The sequence below is a fragment of the Streptomyces sp. NPDC042259 genome (assembly GCF_055582085.1).
This window is the reverse complement of the sequence record NZ_JBVJDW010000001.1, coordinates 47,191-63,240: the sequence shown is the minus strand read 5'-3', so window position 1 is coordinate 63,240 and position 16,050 is coordinate 47,191. Positions and strand designations below refer to the sequence as shown.

Below are 16,050 nucleotides of genomic sequence, written 5' to 3'. Positions count from 1 at the left end.
GCGGACGGTCAGGTGACGATGAGGTAGATGCCGTAGGCGACGGCCGCCGCGCACAGCGCGAAGCAGGCGTACGCGCCGGTGCGCGCCATCGTGGTCGGCGCCGTGGTGACCGCCGCCGCGCCGGCGGCGTCGGGCCGCCCCTGTGGCTTGCGGGACGTGCCGACGATGCCGAGGGTGAAGACGCCCACCAGCGCGACGGTCACGACGAGGCTGACGCCGAAGACCTGGCCGAGAGCTGCCCAGTCGATGTTCATTGCGTTCTTCCTTAAGGCTGGCTGGTCCGGCGTCAGCCGGTCGCGGCGGCCGGGGTCCGCTCGGGCTCGCGGGGAGCCAGGGCGGCCGGGGCCGTGACGAGCCCGGCCGGCGGCGGGGCGACGGCCTGGAGGGCGGTGGTGACGACACCGGCGGGCTCGGCGGCCGGGGTGTCGAGCTCGTTGACGTTGTCGTGCGTCACGGGCTTGCGGCGCGAGGCCAGCCAGATCGCGCCACAGGCGGCGAGGGCGAGCACGGCGACCGTGGCGACACCCCAGTCGCCCTGGTCGGCGAGGAGGGCGGCGGCACCGGCGACGAGACCGGCGGCCGGCAGCGTCAGACCCCAGGCGACGACCATGCGGCCGGCGGTGGACCAGCGCACCACGCCGCCCTTGCGGCCGAGGCCGGAGCCCATGACCGAGCCGGAGCAGACCTGGGTGGTGGAGAGCGCGAAGCCGAGGTGGGAGGAGGCGAGGATGACGGTCGCGGCACCGGTCTGGGCGGCGAAGCCCTGCGGCGGCTGGATGTCGGTGAGGCCCTTGCCCATGGTGCGGATGATGCGCCAGCCGCCCAGGTAGGTACCGAGCGCGATGGCCAGACCGGCGGAGACGATGACCCACATCGGCGGGTCGGCGTGCGGGGCGACGACGCCGCCCGTGACGAGCGCGAGGGTGATCACACCCATCGTCTTCTGGGCGTCGTTGGTGCCGTGGGCGAGGGAGACCAGGGCGGCCGAGGCGATCTGCCCGGCGCGGTAGCCCTTGGCGGTGTCCTTCTCGTCGCGGCCCTTGGCGAGCCGGTAGGTGAGCCGGGTCGCGACGAGGGCGGCGACGCCGGCCACCAGCGGGGCCGCGACCGCCGGGATGAGGACCTTCATGACGACCTTGTCGGCGTTGACCGCGTCGAAGCCGACGGACACGACGGTCGCGCCGATCAGGCCGCCGAACAGGGCGTGCGACGAACTGGAGGGCAGGCCCGCCAGCCAGGTCAGCAGGTTCCACACGATCGCGCCGACCAGACCCGCGAAGATGACCTCTGGCCGGATCCCCGCGCTCTCGTCGATGATGCCCCCGGAGATCGTCTTGGCGACCTCCACGGACAGGAACGCGCCGACGAGGTTCAAGGCGGCGGACATGGCCACCGCGACCTTGGGCTTGAGAGCCCCGGTGGAGATGGTCGTGGCCATGGCGTTGGCCGTGTCGTGGAAGCCGTTCGTGAAGTCGAACACCAAGGCCGTGACGATCACGATCCCGATGAGAAGCGTGATGTTTTCCATTCACCCAGGCAATCAGCTCGATGGTCAGTACGCGGCGACCGTAGGGACCCCGGGTGAACGGAAGGTGAACTGGGCCGGACCGAGCAGTGACGAGAACCGGAGGCGGACGACGATGACAGCGACCGGAGAGCGGATAGCCGGACCCGAGGAGATCAGGCGGACATGGGCGGACGTGGTCGCCACGGCCCGTCGCACCACCTCGGAGGGCCTGGTCGTGGGCACCTCCGGCAATGTCTCCGCCCGGGTCGGCGATGTCGTCCTTGTCACTCCCTCGGGCGTTCCCTACGACCGGCTCGGCCCCGAGGACGCCGTCGGCGTCGACCTCGACGGCCGCCGCGTCCTCGGCGGGCTGACCCCTACCAGCGAACTGCCCATGCACCTGGCCGTCTACCGCGCCACGGACGCCGGCGCGATCGTGCATACGCACGCCGTCCACGCCACCGCCGTCTCCACCCTCGTGGATGCCCTACCGCTGGTGCATTACATGGCGGCGGACCTGGGCGGGCCGGTCCGCGTGGCCCCCTACGCCCTCTACGGCACCGAGGAACTGGCCGGCCATCTGCTGGACGCCCTCGCCGGGCGCACGGGCGCGCTGCTGCGCAACCACGGCACCGTCACCTACGGCACCACCCTCGACCAGGCGTACGACCGCACCGCCCAGCTGGAATGGATGTGCCGCCTCTGGCTGACCGCCGCCGCCGTCCCCGGCCGTACCCCGACGCTCCTGAGCGAAGCCCAGGTGGCCGAGGTCGCCGGCAAACTCCGCGGCTACGGACAGCGCTGAGCCGGCCCCGGCGTCCGGGACCGGGCCCGCCCACTGGCCGCGGACGCCGGGGCCGCCCACACTGGAGGGGATGCGCCCGCGTACAGCGGCGGCCCCTCTCGTCACGGCCGCCACGACCGTACTCGGTGCCGGAGCGGCCCTCCTGGCGGCCGGACGGTACGCGGGCGACGCCGCCCTCAAGCCCGCGCCGGGCCGTCCGCCGCCCGGCGAACCACGCCTCACGGTGCACGCCACCGGCGACGGCACGGTCACCCTCACCCGCGGCCTCGCCAGCGAGCGCCCGGGGACGTACGGGCTGATCGCGCCGGGGCTGCACGCGGTGGTCGGCCCCGTCGTCGGGGGCGCCGCCGGCGAGGGGCACCCCGCCGACTGCGTCGTACGCCGCCTGGAGCGCGTCACGCACGGCATGCTGCTGCCGGGGGCCCGGGTGTGGCTCACGCCGCAGGTCTACTCGGGCAATCCGCGGGACGCCCTCGGCCTCGACCACGCCGACGTCGAGGTGCCCGGCGAGCTGGGACCGCTGCCCGCCTGGTTCGTGCCCGGTGCCCGCGACACCTGGGTGATCACCGTGCACGGCATCGGCACCACCCGGGAACACCCCATGGTCGTCATGCCGTTCCTGCGGAGCCTGCGGCTCCCCGTCCTGGACATCGCCTACCGGGGCGACCCCGGCGCCCCCCGGCCGACGGACGGAATCAGCCGATTCGGCGCCGCGGAATGGCGCGATCTCGACGCGGCCATCCGCTACGCCCTGCGCTACGGCGCGCGCCGCGTCGTCCTGCACGGCTGGTCCACCGGCGCCACCATGGCCCTGCTGGCCGCCATGGACTCCGCGCTGTGCCACCGCGTCGTGGGGCTCGTCATGGACTCGCCCGTCCTCGACTGGCCCCTGCTGGTGCGTTCCTGCGCCGCCGACCGCCGGGTCCCGGCCGCGCTGCTCCCGCTCGCCGTACGCGCCGCCGAGGGCCGCACCGGCCTGGCTCCCGACGGGCTCATGACCGCCGCCGACCCCGCCCGGCTGACCGTTCCGGCCCTGCTCGCACACGGTCCCGGAGACCCGCTGGCGCCCTGGGAGCACTCCCGAAAGCTCCTCGCGCGCCGGCCGGAGCTGATCCACCCGTATACCGTCGCGCACGCCCCGCACGCCGCGATATGGAACGCGGACCCCGCACGCTACGAGGAAGCGCTGCGGCGCTTCCTGACCCCGCTGATGTGAGGCCCGTGACGCGCGGCCCGGCAAGGCGGGGAACAGGTCGGGAACAGGCCGGGAACAGGCCGAAAGAGGGGGTCGAAAACCGGCCGAAACCGGAGGTGAACCGGGAGTACGCGAGCGCCCCGAGGGGCCGCCGTGACCGGACGAAAGGATTCCGTACCGCCGGTTACCGTCGCTGAACGGCCGGATAGTTGATCCCGATTGGGTTTTCGGAGCGTCAACGGCAAGACTGCTCCTGTGACGTCCCGTACTCCGCGCGACTCCCGGCTCAGACTGGTCCCCCGACAGCCGATCGCCGCTGCCCGCCGGGCCGTGGCGAATCGCGGCTCCCGACCGGCGCCCCGCCCGCCCGCGGGCACACCCGCGGCGACGGAACTCGCCCGGCAGGCCAGAGGCGGCCTCACCGGCGCCGTCCGGCTGGCCCGCTGGGTGGCCACCGAATGCGGCCGCGGCACCTCGCTGCGCCCCGGCGAGGCCGGCGGACTCTGCGACGACACGGCCCGACGGGCCGCCGACGCCCTACGGCTCACCGCCCGGCAGGTGCGGGCCGACTGGGACCGGGCCCGCCTCGCCGGGCTCGTCGAACTCCACGGCGACACCGCCCGCCCCGGCTGGCGGCTCCAGGCCTGGGACCGCGACGACAGCGCCGTGCTGCGCGGCTGGGTCGCGCTCTTCGACGCCTGGTCCCTCGCCCACCCCGAACCCGCCGGCACGGACCCGACCATCGCCGCCGAGGTCGTCGAGGCCGCGCCGCAGCTGCTGTCCGTCATGCACCTCTCGGCGGGCCCGGTCCCCGTGGCGATGCTCCTCGACATCCTCCAGCAGCGCGTCGCCGAGATCCGCGCCGAGCGCTGCGAGGTCCCCTACGGCAACGCCGCCGCCCCGGCCGTCCCGGCAGTCCCGGCAGTCCCGTCGGTCCCGGCAGTCCCGTCGGTCCCGCCCGCACCGGGGGCGGCGGACCCGCTGGCCGGGCTGCTCGACTGGGCCCTCGAAGGGCTCGCCTCGGTCGGCGCGCTGGTCATGCGGGACGGACCCGACACACCGGCCGGACCAGGAGCCGGTGCCGTCGTCGGCGACACCCGCGAGGCCCTCCTGACCCCCCTCGGAAACTGGGCGGTCTGGGTCAAGCTCGAACGGATCTGCGTCGCCGCCCAGAGCCCCGCCGGCAACATCGAGCTGTCCGCCGAGGCCATGCTGCGCGGCTGCGCCGACCTCACCCCCGGCCCCGCCCGTACCGAATACCGGGCCTGGCTCGCCGCCCGGCCCGTGCGCAGCGCCGTCCACGAGCTGCTGGAGGCGGCCCGCGGGGACGACGCGCTGGTCCGCGGGCTCGCCTTCGAGGCGCTGCGCGCGGTGGGCTCGCCCGCCGAGCCCGCGGTGCGGGCGGCGGCCCTGGAGCCGTGTGTCCGCCCGTACGCCCTGCTGTGGCTCGCGGAGCACGAGGGGCACGACCCGGAGGAGGCGGCCGCCGAGGTCCTCACCCGGGAGGAGGCGACCTGGCTGTGGGTGGACACCGCCGCCGCCGTCGCCGACCACGGCGAGAGCCGGCTGCTCGTCCGTCATCTGGACTCGGCCGTGCAGGGCACCGTGCCGGGCCTGCTGGAGGAGATCCGCGCCGTCGGCCACCCCCGCACCGTCCAGGTGCTGGTCGCCCTCGCCGCGGCCCACCCGGACCCCGCCCTCGCCAAGGCGGTCCGCCGGGCCGCGTTCCAGGTCCACCGGGGCGGGGCGTAGGCCGGTCCGGCGCCTTATGCGGGGCCCGCACTGCGCCGGACGGGCTGCTGTGCTATGTCCTCAATCGCCGAACGGGCTGGTTCTGGCTAAGCCCAGCCACATCAAGCCCGTCCGGCGATTGAGGACGCGCCCGCAGGGCGCCAAGCCGCCGCAGGCGGCAAGACGGCCCGTGGGGGTGCGGCGGTACGCAGCCCGGTCGGCGGAGAAAATCGGCTTGCGCGACACCGCTAGACTGGTCGTATGGCTTTCCTCCTCGTGCATTAGACGGCGTCATAGCGACCCAGCCCGTCCCCACCGCCGTCCCATCTGCCCTGGAGTAGTCCCCCGTGATCACCGCCTCCGGCATCGAGCTGCGCGCCGGCGCACGCATCCTCATCGAGTCCGCCTCCTTCCGTATCGCCAAGGGCGACCGCATCGGCCTCGTCGGCCGCAACGGCGCCGGCAAGACCACCCTCACCAAGTGCCTCGCGGGTGAGGGCATCCCCGCCGCCGGCACCATCACCCGCTCCGGCGAGGTCGGCTACCTCCCGCAGGACCCGCGCACCGGTGACCTCGACGTCCTGGCCCGCGACCGCATCCTCTCGGCGCGTGAGCTGGACTCGGTCCTGCGCAAGATGCGGGAGAACGAGGAGCGGATGGCGAACGGCAAGGGCGCCACCCGTGAGAAGGCGATGAAGAAGTACGAGCGCCTGGAGACGGAGTTCCTGACCAAGGGCGGATACGCCGCCGAGGCGGAGGCCGCGACCATCGCTGCCGCGCTCGGGCTGCCCGACCGGGTGCTCGGCCAGCCGCTGCACACCCTCTCCGGTGGTCAGCGCCGCCGCGTCGAGCTGGCCCGGATCCTCTTCTCGGACGCCGACACCCTGCTCCTCGACGAGCCGACCAACCACCTCGACGCCGACTCCATCGTCTGGCTGCGCGACTACCTCAAGACCTACCGCGGTGGCTTCATCGTCATCTCGCACGACGTCGACCTCGTCGAGACCGTCGTCAACAAGGTCTTCTACCTGGACGCGAACCGCTCGCAGATCGACGTCTACAACATGGGCTGGAAGCTCTACCAGCAGCAGCGCGAGGCCGACGAGAAGCGCCGCAAGCGCGAGCGCCAGAACGCCGAGAAGAAGGCCGCGGCCCTCAATTCGCAGGCCGACAAGATGCGCGCCAAGGCCACCAAGACCGTCGCCGCGCAGAACATGGCCAAGCGCGCCGAGCGGCTGCTGTCCGGCCTGGAGGCGGTGCGGGTCTCCGACAAGGTCGCCAAGCTGCGCTTCCCGGAGCCCGCGCCCTGCGGCAAGACCCCGCTGATGGCCGAGGGCCTCTCCAAGTCCTACGGCTCCCTGGAGATCTTCACCGACGTCGACCTGGCCATCGACAAGGGCTCCCGCGTCGTCATCCTCGGCCTCAACGGCGCCGGCAAGACCACGCTGCTGCGGCTGCTGGCCCGCGCCGAGAAGCCCGACACCGGGCAGGTCATCGAGGGCCACGGCCTGAAGATGGGCTACTACGCCCAGGAGCACGAGACGCTCGACCCGGAGCGCACCGTCCTGGAGAACATGCGTTCCTCCGCGCCCGACCTGGATCTCGTCGAGGTCCGCAAGACGCTCGGTTCGTTCCTCTTCTCCGGCGACGACGTCGACAAGCCGGCCGGGGTGCTCTCCGGCGGTGAGAAGACCCGGCTCGCGCTGGCGACCCTCGTCGTCTCGTCCGCCAACGTGCTGCTCCTCGACGAGCCGACCAACAACCTCGACCCCGCCAGCCGCGAGGAGATCCTCGGCGCCCTGCGCACCTACAAGGGCGCGGTCATCCTCGTCACCCACGACGAGGGCGCCGTCGAGGCCCTGGAGCCCGAGCGGATCATCCTCCTGCCGGACGGCGTCGAGGACCTGTGGGGTCCGGACTACCGCGACCTGGTCGCGCTGGCCTGATCCACTGGTATGGATCATTCGGCCGACACGTGATCCTTCATCTGAGTGAGTAGGGCTCGTACCACCACGGCGCCCGGCACTCCGGCGCACGCGCTGCGCCGGGTGTCGGGCGCCGTTCGCGCCGGTGGTGATGAAGCCCCTTCTGACCTGCCTGTTCTTCGCACCACCCGTACGGTCGTACGGGCGCACATGTTCGGAATTGGCTGTTCCGAGGCCCGCCGGAGCCGGAAATCGCGCAAACCTCCTGGCATCGACCTTGCCGAATGGGTGGCCAGGACGCCGCCTAGGGGTGATCATGAGAGACAAGAGCGCATCTCCCATGAGGAGGCACGGGTGGCCGAGACTCTGAAGAAGGGCAGCCGGGTAACCGGCGCCGCGCGCGAAAAGCTCGCGGCAGACCTGAAGAAGAAGTACGACTCCGGTGCGAGTATCAGGGCGCTGGCCGAAGAGACCGGTCGCTCCTACGGGTTCGTGCACCGGATGCTCAGTGAGTCCGGCGTGATCCTGCGGGGTCGCGGCGGAGCGACGCGCGGCAAGAAGGCCGCCTCGGCCTGAGCCACGCACCATGGGGCACCGTCGTTGTGGGCAGTGCCACCCGGTCGGTCGAGCAGTCGACCGGGTGGTTACTGTGCAGTCAACTTAAATGTGACTGCGGCTGGTTCGGAGGCCCCCATGACTGCCCCCAAGACTCTGCTCGACCAAGACGGCGTACAGCTCACCGTCGATGACGCGGTTGCCACCGTCACGCTCGCCAATCCCGCCAAGCGCAACGCCCAGTCGCCCGCGCTGTGGCGGGCACTGGCCGAGGCGGGACGGCTGCTGCCGGGCAGCGTGCGGGTCGTGGTGCTTCGCGGTGAGGGCAAATCCTTCTCCGCGGGCCTCGACCGGCAGGCCTTCACGCCCGAGGGCTTCGACGGTGAGCCGTCGTTCCTCGACCTGGCCCGCGGCTCGGACGAGGCGCTGGACGCCGAGATCGCCACCTACCAGGAGGCGTTCACCTGGTGGCGGCGGAACGACATCGTCTCCATCGCGGCCGTGCAGGGCCACGCCATCGGTGCGGGCTTCCAGCTCGCCCTCGCCTGCGACCTGCGGATCTGCGCGGACGACGCGCAGTTCGCCATGCGCGAGACCAGCCTGGGCCTGGTGCCCGACCTCACCGGCACGCACCCGCTGCTGTCGCTGGTCGGCTACGCCCGCGCCCTGGAGATCTGTGCCACGGGCCGCTTCGTGCACGCCGAAGAGGCCGAGCGCACGGGCCTGGCCAACCTCGTCGTCCCGGCCGCCGACCTCGACGCCGCGGCCCAGGACCTGGCCGCGGCCCTCCTCGCGGCACCGCGTGACGCGGTCGTCGAGACCAAGGCACTCCTGCGGGACGCCGCCGGCCGCACCTACGACGAGCAGCGCACGGCGGAGCGGGCGTCCCAGGCCCGCCGACTGCGCGACCTCGCGGGGCTGGGCGAGTAGACCGGGACCGGCGGTGGGGCGCCCTGCGGGCGCGTCCTCATCTCGATGTGGCTGGGCTCAGCCATTCCAGCCCGTGCGGAGCATCTGGCCGTCGTGTCGCTCGCGGCGGCGGGGCGCCCTGCGGGCCGTCCCTCACCTCCCCGGCTACCGCTGGGAGGACCCCAGGGTTTGACGCGGCTGGGCCCCACCATTCCAGCCCGTCCGAAGTGTCGGGCCGCCGCGTCGGTCAGTCGGCCGGGCTGTCCGCCGGGTCGACGGCCGTCACCACGACGGCGACCGTGACCGGGCCCGGGGCATCGTCGGCCGTCGCCGTGGTGACGGCCGCGCGGACCGCCGCGGCGACGTCCAGGGCGCACCGGCCCTCCGTCACCGCGATCTGCACCTGGGCGTGACGGCCCGGTGCCTCCTCCGTGCGGTCCCGGAGCCGTACCGCGTGTTCCGGGCCGCCGAGTACCGGTGCGAGCCGGGCCACGCCCGGCACGGCCAGGGCCACCCGGGCCGCCACCGCCTGGGCGCCGGAGCCGTCGGCCTTCGCGGGCAAGGCGTTCTCACCCGTCTCCGGCCCCGTCTCCGCCTCCGGCGGGGTCTCCGCACCGGCCGGGCCGTCGAGCAGCGCCGTCGCCCGGAGATCCACCGCGTCGAGGTCCAGCCCGAGCGCCTGGGACGACGCCGACCACAAGAGGGTGCGCAGCCGGCCGGCCACGGCCGGCAGCGGCTCGTCCGGTGTGGCCGCGAAGTCCGCCGTCAGCCGCAGCGGCCCCACCGGCAGGGCGCTCGGCGGCGCCGGGACCGCCGGGGGCACCGCCGTGGCGGGGTCGGCGAGCGCGAGCCGGACCGTACCGAGCCGCACCCCCGGCAGCGCGGCCGAGGCCGCCCGCCGCAGGACGCCCACCGCCGTGTGCTCCGTGATCCAGGCGCCGTCCGCCGCGCCACCGAGCGGCAGCAGCCTGCCGAGCCCGAGCTGCTGCCGTACCGCCTGTGTCAACCGGTCCGCGGCCACCGTCACCCCTGAAGTCGTCGTCAGCGGGACCAGCCTGCCGTACGGGCGGGCCCGGGGCCCGATGACCCACCCGAATGGCGGGCCCGGGCCGCACGTTCACCTCTTCGCCGCAGCGGCCCCGGCCCCACCAGGACAGGGCACGGCAGCCCGCCCGGCGTTTGAGGACACCGCCGCGCGGTGGCCGGGGGGCGCCGCCATTCGCACCGTCCGCGCGCGTGATGCGGCGACCACGGCCTAGGGTGGCAAGTGGACCGGCGAACGTTTTTCCTTCCCCCGGGAAAGAGGCGATTGACGATGACCGATACCCCACAGCGCAACCGGGCGGACGGCTCGGGCGGCCCCGGCGGTGCGGCCAAGGAGCCCAAGGCCGCAGCGGCCGACCGCGGCCGGACGACCATCGCCGACGGAGTGGTGGAGAAGATCGCCGGGCTGGCGGCCCGTGACGTGGTCGGCGTCCACGCGATGGGCAGCGGCATCTCCCGCACCTTCGGCGCCGTACGGGACCGGGTGCCCGGTGGCGGCGGCGCCAAGTCCGTCAGCCGCGGGGTGAAGGCCGAGGTCGGCGAGGTGCAGACCGCGCTCGATCTGGAGATCGTGGTGGATTACGGCTTCGCCATCGCGGACGTGGCCCGCTCCGTGCGGGAGAACGTCATCTCGGCGGTGGAACGCATGACGGGCCTGGAGGTCGTCGAGGTCAACATCGCCGTGAGCGACGTCAAGCTGCCGGACGAGGAAGACGACGAGCAGCCGGAGCCGAGGCTCCAGTAAGGAGCGCACGATGAACATGGCCGTGGTCGGTCTGATCGCCGGCATGGCATTGGGGTTCGCCGGATACTTCGGCGGGTTCGGAGCCTTTGTGCTGGTGGCGGCGTTGGGAGCCATCGGGTTCGTGGCGGGCCGGTTCCTGGACGGGGATCTCGAACCGGGCGATCTCTTCAGGACGAGGGACCGCGAGGGACGGCGGTAGTGGCGGTTTCGAGGACGCGGCGAGGGGTGCGGTGAGGACGCGTGGTGGAAGCTGCTGAGCGCGGTGCGACCCACATCGCCGACCGGGTGGTCGCGAAGATCGCCTCCCAGGCGGCACGGGAGGCGCTGAGCGCGGCGGACGCCCACGCGCCCCCGCACGCCTCGGTGGTCGTCCGGGACGACACGGCCCGGGTGCGGGTCTTCGTGGAGCTGGGTTACCCCTCCGACATCGGGGCCCAGTGCGGCGCGGTGCGCCACCGGGTCGTCGAGCGGGTACGGGGGCTGGTGGGCATGGAGGTCCCGGAGGTGGCGGTCACGGTGGAGCGGCTGCACTCCCCGCAGACGACGGGCGCGGACGCGGAGCGGGTCCGGTGAGCGGCCCGGAGCCGGGCGACGGCCCCCCGACACTGGAGAAGAACCGGCCCGAGGCCGCCGGGGCGGACCCCGGGCGGCCCCCCGAGGGGGACGGCCGCCACGCCGGCCGTTTCTGGTCGGCCCGCCGACTGCCCGCCGCCCTCGTCGCGATCGTCGTGCTGGGCGCCGCCGGGATGTTCCTCTACGACGTGGCGGCGGTACGGGCCGGCCGGCCCGCCATGAGCTGGCGCCGCCGTCTGGCGGACGAACTGGCCACCCGCCCCCTGGAGGAGCCCTGGGTGGGCTGGGGCGCGGCGCTCGCCGTGCTGATCGGTCTGTGGCTGATCTTCCTCGCCGTCACCCCGGGCCTGCGCGGGGTGCTGCCGATGCGGCGCGACACCCCCGACGTACGGGCCGGGCTCGACCGGCGGGCGGCCGCGCTCGTCCTGCGGGACCGGGTCATGGAGATCTCCGGTGTGCAGTCCGTACGGGTCGAGGTGGGCCGGCGCCGAGTCAAAACGCGGGCCGTGGCCCACTTCCGGGACGTGGCGGAGGTACGGGCGGACGTCGACACGGTCCTGGCCGACGGCGTACAGGAATTGGGGCTCGCCCGGCACCCGCGGCTGTCGGTCCGGGTGAGCCGGCCGGTGAAGAGGTGAGCGCGCGATGCTGAGGACCGTCAACCGAGTACTCGTGGGACTGGCGGGCGTGGTGCTGCTGGCACTCGGTGCCGCGGTGCTGATCGGCTCGCTGGACCTGCAGCGGCACTGGGGCTTCACCCTGCCGTCCGCCTGGCCCTTCGACGGGCCCCACGACGTGCTGCTCGGCCGCGCCGACCGCCGCAAGTGGCGCTCGGCGGGCTGGTGGTGGCCGGCGGTCATCGCCGCACTCGCCGTCGCCGTACTGCTCGCCCTGTGGTGGCTGCTCGCGCAGACGCGCCGGCGCCGGCTGGGCGAGGTGCTCGTCGACAGCGGTGACGGCGAGGGCGCGCTCGTACGCGGCCACGCCCTGGAGAGCGTGCTGGCCGCCGAGGCACAGTCGCTGAACGGGGTCGACCGGGCGCGGGTCGCCCTGAGCGGGACCCGCACCGCCCCCGAGGCGCACGTCGGTCTGACCCTGGCACCGCACGCCGCCCCCGCCTCCGCCCTGCACCGGCTGTACACCGAGGCCCTGACCCATGCCCGGGTCTCCGCGGGCCTCACCCGGCTGCCGGCGGAGGTCCGGCTCCGGGCGGTCCGGCACCGCGCCGAGCGGGTCGGCTGAGCCCGGGGCGGTCCGGCCCGGGCCCGGCCCGGGTCAGTCCGTGCGCACGTCCGGCCGTTCGCACCCCTCCGCGTCGAGGAGCAGCGCGGTCGTCACCAGACCGATGTGGCTGAACGCCTGCGGGTAGTTGCCGAGCTGCCGCCGGGCCACGGGGTCGTACTCCTCGGAGAGCAGACCGAGATCGCTGCGCAGGGTCAGCAGATGCTCGAACAGGCGCCGTGCCTCCTTCTGCCGGCCGGTCAGGTGCAGGGCGTCGGCCAGCCAGAAGGAGCAGACGAGGAAGGTGCCCTCGTTGCCGGGCAGCCCGTCGACGGCCTTGCCGTCGACGGTGTAGCGGCGGACGAGCCCGCCGTGGGTCAGCTCCTGCTGGATCGCGTCGACCGTGCCGACGACCCGGGGGTCGTCGGGCGGCAGGAAGCCCACGCGGGGGATGAGAAGGGTCGCGGCGTCGAGTTCGGTGGATCCGTAGGACTGGGTGAAGGTGCCGCGCTCGGGGTCGTAGCCCTTCTCGCAGACCTCGCGGTGGACCTCGTCCCGCATCCGCCGGAACCCTTCGAGGTCGCCCTTGAGCTTCGGGTCGTACTCCAGGATCCGCACGGCCCGGTCGGCGGCGACCCAGGCCATCACCTTGGAGTGGACGAAGTGCCGGCGCGGGCCGCGGACCTCCCAGATCCCCTCGTCGGGCTCGCGCCAGTGCTTCATCAGGAAGTCCATGAACACCCGCAGGACGCTCCACGCGTGCGGCTTGGCGTTGAGTCCGCCCCGGCGGGCGACGTAGAGGGAGTCGATGACCTCGCCGTAGACGTCGAGCTGGAGCTGATTGACGGCGCTGTTGCCGACGCGTACCGGAGCCGACCGCTCGTACCCGGGCAGCCAGGACAGCTCCACCTCGGGCAGTCGGCGCTCGCCCGCGACGCCGTACATGATCTGGAGGTCGGCGGGGTCCCCGGCGACCGTGCGCAACAGCCAGTCGCGCCACGCGGCGGCCTCCTCGAGGTAGCCGACCGAGAGCAGGGCGCCGAGGGTGAGGGTGGAGTCGCGCAGCCAGCAGTAGCGGTAGTCCCAGTTGCGGACGCCGCCGATGTCCTCGGGCAGGGAGGTGGTGGGGGCGGCGACGATACCGCCGGTGGGCGCGTAGGTGAGGGCCTTGAGGGTGATCAGGGACCGCATGACCGCCTCCGCGTACGGGCCCTGGTAGCGGCACCGGCCGGCCCACTCGCGCCAGTCCTCCAGGCTGTGCCGCAGGGACTCGTGCGGGTCGACGAGTTCGGGGCGGGGCTCGTGCGAGGGATGCCAGGTGAGCACGAAGGCGACCTGGTCACCGGCGTCGACGGTGAACTCGGAGCGGGTGCTGAGGCCCTTGCCGAAGGTCCGCACGGGGGGTTCGCTGCGCAGCCACGCCGAGTCGGGCCCGGCGACGGCGACCCGGTGCCCGTCGGCCCGGCGGACCCAGGGCACGACGTTGCCGTAGTCGAAGCGCAGCCGCAGCACGCCCAGCATGTCGACGGAGCCGCTGACTCCCTCGACGATGCGGACGACGTCGGGGGCGCGGTGGCGCTGGGGCATGAAGTCGGTGACCTTGACCGTGCCGGTCTCCGTCTCCCAGACGGTCTCGAGGATGAGGGAGTCCTTGAGGTAGGAGCGCCGGGTGCACTCCCCGGCCCCCCGTGGGGCCAGCCGCCAGTGGCCGTTCTCCTCGTCACCCAGGAGCGCGGCGAAACAGGCGCCCGAGTCGAAGCGGGGCAGGCAGAGCCAGTCGATGGATCCGTCCCGGCCGACCAGGGCGGCGGTCTGGAGATCGCCGATGAGTGCGTAGTCCTCGATGAGTGGTGCCACGCGAAGCGTCTTCCCTGATCATGCGGGACCTACTCCGGGGCTGCTCCGACCCGTCGGCGCGGCTGCCGCGCGGGACGGCGGCCGGCTACGCCACGGCGGTGGCCCCGGCGCCCGGCCGGTCCGCCGTCTTGGCGGCCTCGGCGGCGCGGTCGCGTCGCTCCCGGCGGACGAGCACGATCCAGCCGACGGGCACGAACGCGGAGAAAAGCCACCACTGGACGGCGTAGGCCATGTGCGGGCCGATCTCGCTGTGGTCCGGGGCGGGCACGGGCTGCGGCTGCCCCTCGGGGACGGGCCCGACGAGTTCGGCGTAGCCGCCGAGGAACGGCCGGTGCTGCGCCTCGGCCCGCTGCCGGCTGTTGATCAGCATGACCTGACGATCCGGCAGGCCCGCGGTGTCCTTGATGCCGCTGCCGGTGGTCTCGTCCGCCCGCAGCCGGCCGACGATGGTGACCTTCCCCTTCGGCGCCGGGGGGATGCGGGGGAACTTGGTCAGATCACCGTCGGCCGGGATCCAGCCGCGATTGACGAGGAGGGCCGGGCCGTTGGCCGGCACCAGCGGGGTGAGGACGAAATAGCCCTGCTTGCCGTCGGCGTCGGTGCGCAGCCGGACCACGACCTCGCCCTTGGTGTCGTACGTACCGCTCGCGGTGATCCGCCGCCAGACGTCGTCGTGCGACACGGGGCGGCCGGGGGCGGTGAGCCGGGTGGCGGGGACGGGGTCGGCGCCGAGCGCCTGGGCGACCTGGTCGTTCCGGGCGATCCGGTGCTCGTGGCGGTGGTACTGCCAGAAGCCCAGCTTGATCATCACCGGGATCAGGACGAGCCCCACGAGCGTGAGGATCACCCATTGCCGGGACAACAGGAAGCGATACACACATTTGACGGTACCTGGCGTGGTTCGCCCCCCGGCCATCGGGTGCCGTCGCGGTGCCCCGGAGCGGTGCCTCAGCAGCCGCCGGACGTCCCCGGTGCCGGGGTGACGTGCAGCAGCAGCTGCATGAACGCCGCCTCGTCGATCACCGGGGTGCCGAACGAACGGGCCTTGGTGGTCTTGGACGTCGGGGAGTCGGGGTCGTTGGTGACCAGCAGGCTGGTGAGGCGGGAGACGCTGGTGGCGATGTGCAGCCCGGCGTCGACGGCACGGTCCTCCAGCAGCTCGCGGTCGATCGAGGTGTCACCGGAGAACGCCACGCGCATGCCCTGAATGAGCTGTTCGCCCGGTTTGTAGCGGCCGGGGTTGGGATACGGGCACGCCGGGCGCTTACGGCTGGCCCGCCAGGTCGACTGCCGATAGGACGGCTGCCGGCCGACAGTGGCCGAGCGGGCCGGCGCGGGCCCGTCGGACCACTCCGTCAGCGGCTGGCAGGCCAGCAGCGGCAGCCGCAGCCCGGCCTGCGCCGCCAGCCGCAGACTGGGCCGGAACGCCTCCGCGAGCACCCGGGCGTCGTCCAGCGCGTGGTGCGCGCGCTGCTGCACCACCCCGTAGTGCGCGGCGAGCGACTCCAGCTTGTGGTTGGGCAGCGGCAGCCGCAGCTCCTTGGAGAGCGCGATGGTGCACAGCCGTTGGCGCACGGGTGCGGTCGCCCGGGCGCGGGCGAACTCACGGGCGAGCATCGACCAGTCGAAGGCCGCGTTGTGCGCGACGAGGACCCGGCCGTCGAGCCGCGCGGCCAGCTCGTCCGCGATCTCCGGGAAGAGCGGCGCACCGGAGAGGACATCGGTGGTGAGGCCGTGGATCCACACCGGCCCGGGGTCCCGCTCGGGGTTGACCAGCGTGTACCACTGGTCCTCCACCCGGCCTCTGGCGTCCAGCTGATAGACGGCGGCCGACACTATCCGGTCGTCCCGGGCGAGCCCGGTGGTCTCCACGTCGACGACCGCGTATCCGTCGGGATACGCGGTCGGCCACGGGGTCGGCGGTTCGGCGGCGGCGCGGTCTTCGAGCATGGTCACAGAGAATACGGGCCCCCACTGACAGCC

General features: G+C 73.4%; 17 protein-coding genes. 11 read left to right on the top strand and 6 right to left on the bottom strand.

Translation table 11 applies throughout. The annotated features are described in order from the left end of the window. Window positions 1–8: 8 nt before the first annotated feature. Together ACZ6MA_RS00345 and ACZ6MA_RS00340 are read right to left on the bottom strand one after the other, a co-directional pair. The gene (locus tag ACZ6MA_RS00345; RefSeq protein ID WP_469429827.1) at window positions 9–254 is read right to left on the bottom strand and encodes a hypothetical protein; all 246 of its coding nucleotides are present in this window, start codon (window positions 252–254) and stop codon (window positions 9–11) included. Between the two features lie 32 nt (window positions 255–286). Beyond that, a complete protein-coding gene (locus tag ACZ6MA_RS00340) occupies window positions 287–1,528 on the bottom strand; it encodes an inorganic phosphate transporter (RefSeq protein ID WP_469429825.1) in 1,242 nt (413 codons plus the stop codon). Window positions 1,529–1,640: 112 nt separating this feature from the next. On the opposite strand from ACZ6MA_RS00340, the gene ACZ6MA_RS00335 reads away from it, so the two are divergent. The 6 genes from ACZ6MA_RS00335 (at window position 1,641) to ACZ6MA_RS00310 (ending at window position 8,648) form a co-directional block, all read left to right on the top strand. Then, window positions 1,641–2,312, top strand: a complete 672-nt coding sequence (locus tag ACZ6MA_RS00335; protein WP_469429824.1) for a class II aldolase/adducin family protein — start codon at window positions 1,641–1,643, stop codon at window positions 2,310–2,312. Window positions 2,313–2,382: 70 nt separating this feature from the next. Continuing rightward, window positions 2,383–3,528 (top strand): alpha/beta hydrolase family protein, encoded by a 1,146-nt coding sequence (locus tag ACZ6MA_RS00330; protein ID WP_469429823.1) that lies wholly within the window; start codon window positions 2,383–2,385, stop codon window positions 3,526–3,528. Window positions 3,529–3,762: 234 nt separating this feature from the next. Continuing rightward, window positions 3,763–5,259 (top strand): hypothetical protein, encoded by a 1,497-nt coding sequence (locus ACZ6MA_RS00325; RefSeq protein WP_469429821.1) that lies wholly within the window; start codon window positions 3,763–3,765, stop codon window positions 5,257–5,259. 326 nt (window positions 5,260–5,585) lie between these two features. Continuing rightward, window positions 5,586–7,184, top strand: coding sequence for an ABC-F family ATP-binding cassette domain-containing protein (locus ACZ6MA_RS00320; RefSeq protein WP_469429819.1), 1,599 nt, complete (start codon window positions 5,586–5,588; stop codon window positions 7,182–7,184). A 333-nt stretch (window positions 7,185–7,517) separates the two neighbouring features. Next, window positions 7,518–7,739 (top strand): helix-turn-helix domain-containing protein, encoded by a 222-nt coding sequence (locus ACZ6MA_RS00315; protein ID WP_030366669.1) that lies wholly within the window; start codon window positions 7,518–7,520, stop codon window positions 7,737–7,739. A gap of 117 nt (window positions 7,740–7,856) precedes the next feature. Then, window positions 7,857–8,648: an enoyl-CoA hydratase/isomerase family protein gene (locus ACZ6MA_RS00310; protein WP_469429817.1), complete on the top strand. Its 792-nt coding sequence runs from the start codon at window positions 7,857–7,859 to the stop codon at window positions 8,646–8,648. A gap of 226 nt (window positions 8,649–8,874) precedes the next feature. Here the strand turns inward: ACZ6MA_RS00310 and ACZ6MA_RS00305 are convergent, their stop codons facing one another. After that, window positions 8,875–9,654: a hypothetical protein gene (locus ACZ6MA_RS00305; protein ID WP_469429816.1), complete on the bottom strand. Its 780-nt coding sequence runs from the start codon at window positions 9,652–9,654 to the stop codon at window positions 8,875–8,877. A 288-nt stretch (window positions 9,655–9,942) separates the two neighbouring features. Here ACZ6MA_RS00305 and ACZ6MA_RS00300 point away from each other — a divergent pair, with 288 nt between their 5' ends. The 5 genes from ACZ6MA_RS00300 to amaP are packed head-to-tail and all read left to right on the top strand — an operon-like array spanning window position 9,943 to window position 12,231. Then, on the top strand, window positions 9,943–10,416 hold the full coding sequence (locus tag ACZ6MA_RS00300; RefSeq protein WP_469429815.1) for an Asp23/Gls24 family envelope stress response protein: 474 nt from the start codon (window positions 9,943–9,945) through the stop codon (window positions 10,414–10,416). A gap of 10 nt (window positions 10,417–10,426) precedes the next feature. Next, window positions 10,427–10,615, top strand: coding sequence for a hypothetical protein (locus tag ACZ6MA_RS00295; protein WP_469140303.1), 189 nt, complete (start codon window positions 10,427–10,429; stop codon window positions 10,613–10,615). A gap of 44 nt (window positions 10,616–10,659) precedes the next feature. Then, window positions 10,660–10,989, top strand: a complete 330-nt coding sequence (locus tag ACZ6MA_RS00290; RefSeq protein WP_469429813.1) for an Asp23/Gls24 family envelope stress response protein — start codon at window positions 10,660–10,662, stop codon at window positions 10,987–10,989. Further along, a complete protein-coding gene (locus ACZ6MA_RS00285; protein ID WP_469429812.1) occupies window positions 10,986–11,627 on the top strand; it encodes a DUF6286 domain-containing protein in 642 nt (213 codons plus the stop codon). The genes ACZ6MA_RS00290 and ACZ6MA_RS00285 overlap by 4 nt, the downstream gene beginning before the upstream one ends. A gap of 7 nt (window positions 11,628–11,634) precedes the next feature. After that, window positions 11,635–12,231 carry an alkaline shock response membrane anchor protein AmaP gene (amaP, locus tag ACZ6MA_RS00280; protein ID WP_469429811.1) on the top strand — a complete coding sequence of 199 codons (597 nt, stop codon included), beginning with the start codon at window positions 11,635–11,637 and terminating at the stop codon, window positions 12,229–12,231. A 33-nt stretch (window positions 12,232–12,264) separates the two neighbouring features. Here the strand turns inward: amaP and ACZ6MA_RS00275 are convergent, their stop codons facing one another. From ACZ6MA_RS00275 to ACZ6MA_RS00265, 3 genes are all read right to left on the bottom strand, one after another. Further along, window positions 12,265–14,067: a glycoside hydrolase family 15 protein gene (locus tag ACZ6MA_RS00275; RefSeq protein ID WP_469429810.1), complete on the bottom strand. Its 1,803-nt coding sequence runs from the start codon at window positions 14,065–14,067 to the stop codon at window positions 12,265–12,267. An 85-nt stretch (window positions 14,068–14,152) separates the two neighbouring features. Beyond that, on the bottom strand, window positions 14,153–14,944 hold the full coding sequence (locus ACZ6MA_RS00270) for an SURF1 family cytochrome oxidase biogenesis protein (protein WP_469429808.1): 792 nt from the start codon (window positions 14,942–14,944) through the stop codon (window positions 14,153–14,155). A 71-nt stretch (window positions 14,945–15,015) separates the two neighbouring features. Beyond that, window positions 15,016–16,017, bottom strand: coding sequence for a DEDDh family exonuclease (locus tag ACZ6MA_RS00265; RefSeq protein WP_469429807.1), 1,002 nt, complete (start codon window positions 16,015–16,017; stop codon window positions 15,016–15,018). Window positions 16,018–16,050: the final 33 nt, after the last annotated feature.

Coding starts and splice junctions, on each gene's coding strand:
- ACZ6MA_RS00345 (WP_469429827.1), bottom strand. CDS start 254: ATGAACATCGACTGGGCAGCTCTCGGCCAGGTCTTCGGCGTCAGCCTC.
- ACZ6MA_RS00340 (WP_469429825.1), bottom strand. CDS start 1,528: ATGGAAAACATCACGCTTCTCATCGGGATCGTGATCGTCACGGCCTTG.
- ACZ6MA_RS00335 (WP_469429824.1), top strand. CDS start 1,641: ATGACAGCGACCGGAGAGCGGATAGCCGGACCCGAGGAGATCAGGCGG.
- ACZ6MA_RS00330 (WP_469429823.1), top strand. CDS start 2,383: ATGCGCCCGCGTACAGCGGCGGCCCCTCTCGTCACGGCCGCCACGACC.
- ACZ6MA_RS00310 (WP_469429817.1), top strand. CDS start 7,857: ATGACTGCCCCCAAGACTCTGCTCGACCAAGACGGCGTACAGCTCACC.
- ACZ6MA_RS00300 (WP_469429815.1), top strand. CDS start 9,943: ATGACCGATACCCCACAGCGCAACCGGGCGGACGGCTCGGGCGGCCCC.
- ACZ6MA_RS00295 (WP_469140303.1), top strand. CDS start 10,427: ATGAACATGGCCGTGGTCGGTCTGATCGCCGGCATGGCATTGGGGTTC.
- amaP (WP_469429811.1), top strand. CDS start 11,635: ATGCTGAGGACCGTCAACCGAGTACTCGTGGGACTGGCGGGCGTGGTG.
- ACZ6MA_RS00265 (WP_469429807.1), bottom strand. CDS start 16,017: ATGCTCGAAGACCGCGCCGCCGCCGAACCGCCGACCCCGTGGCCGACC.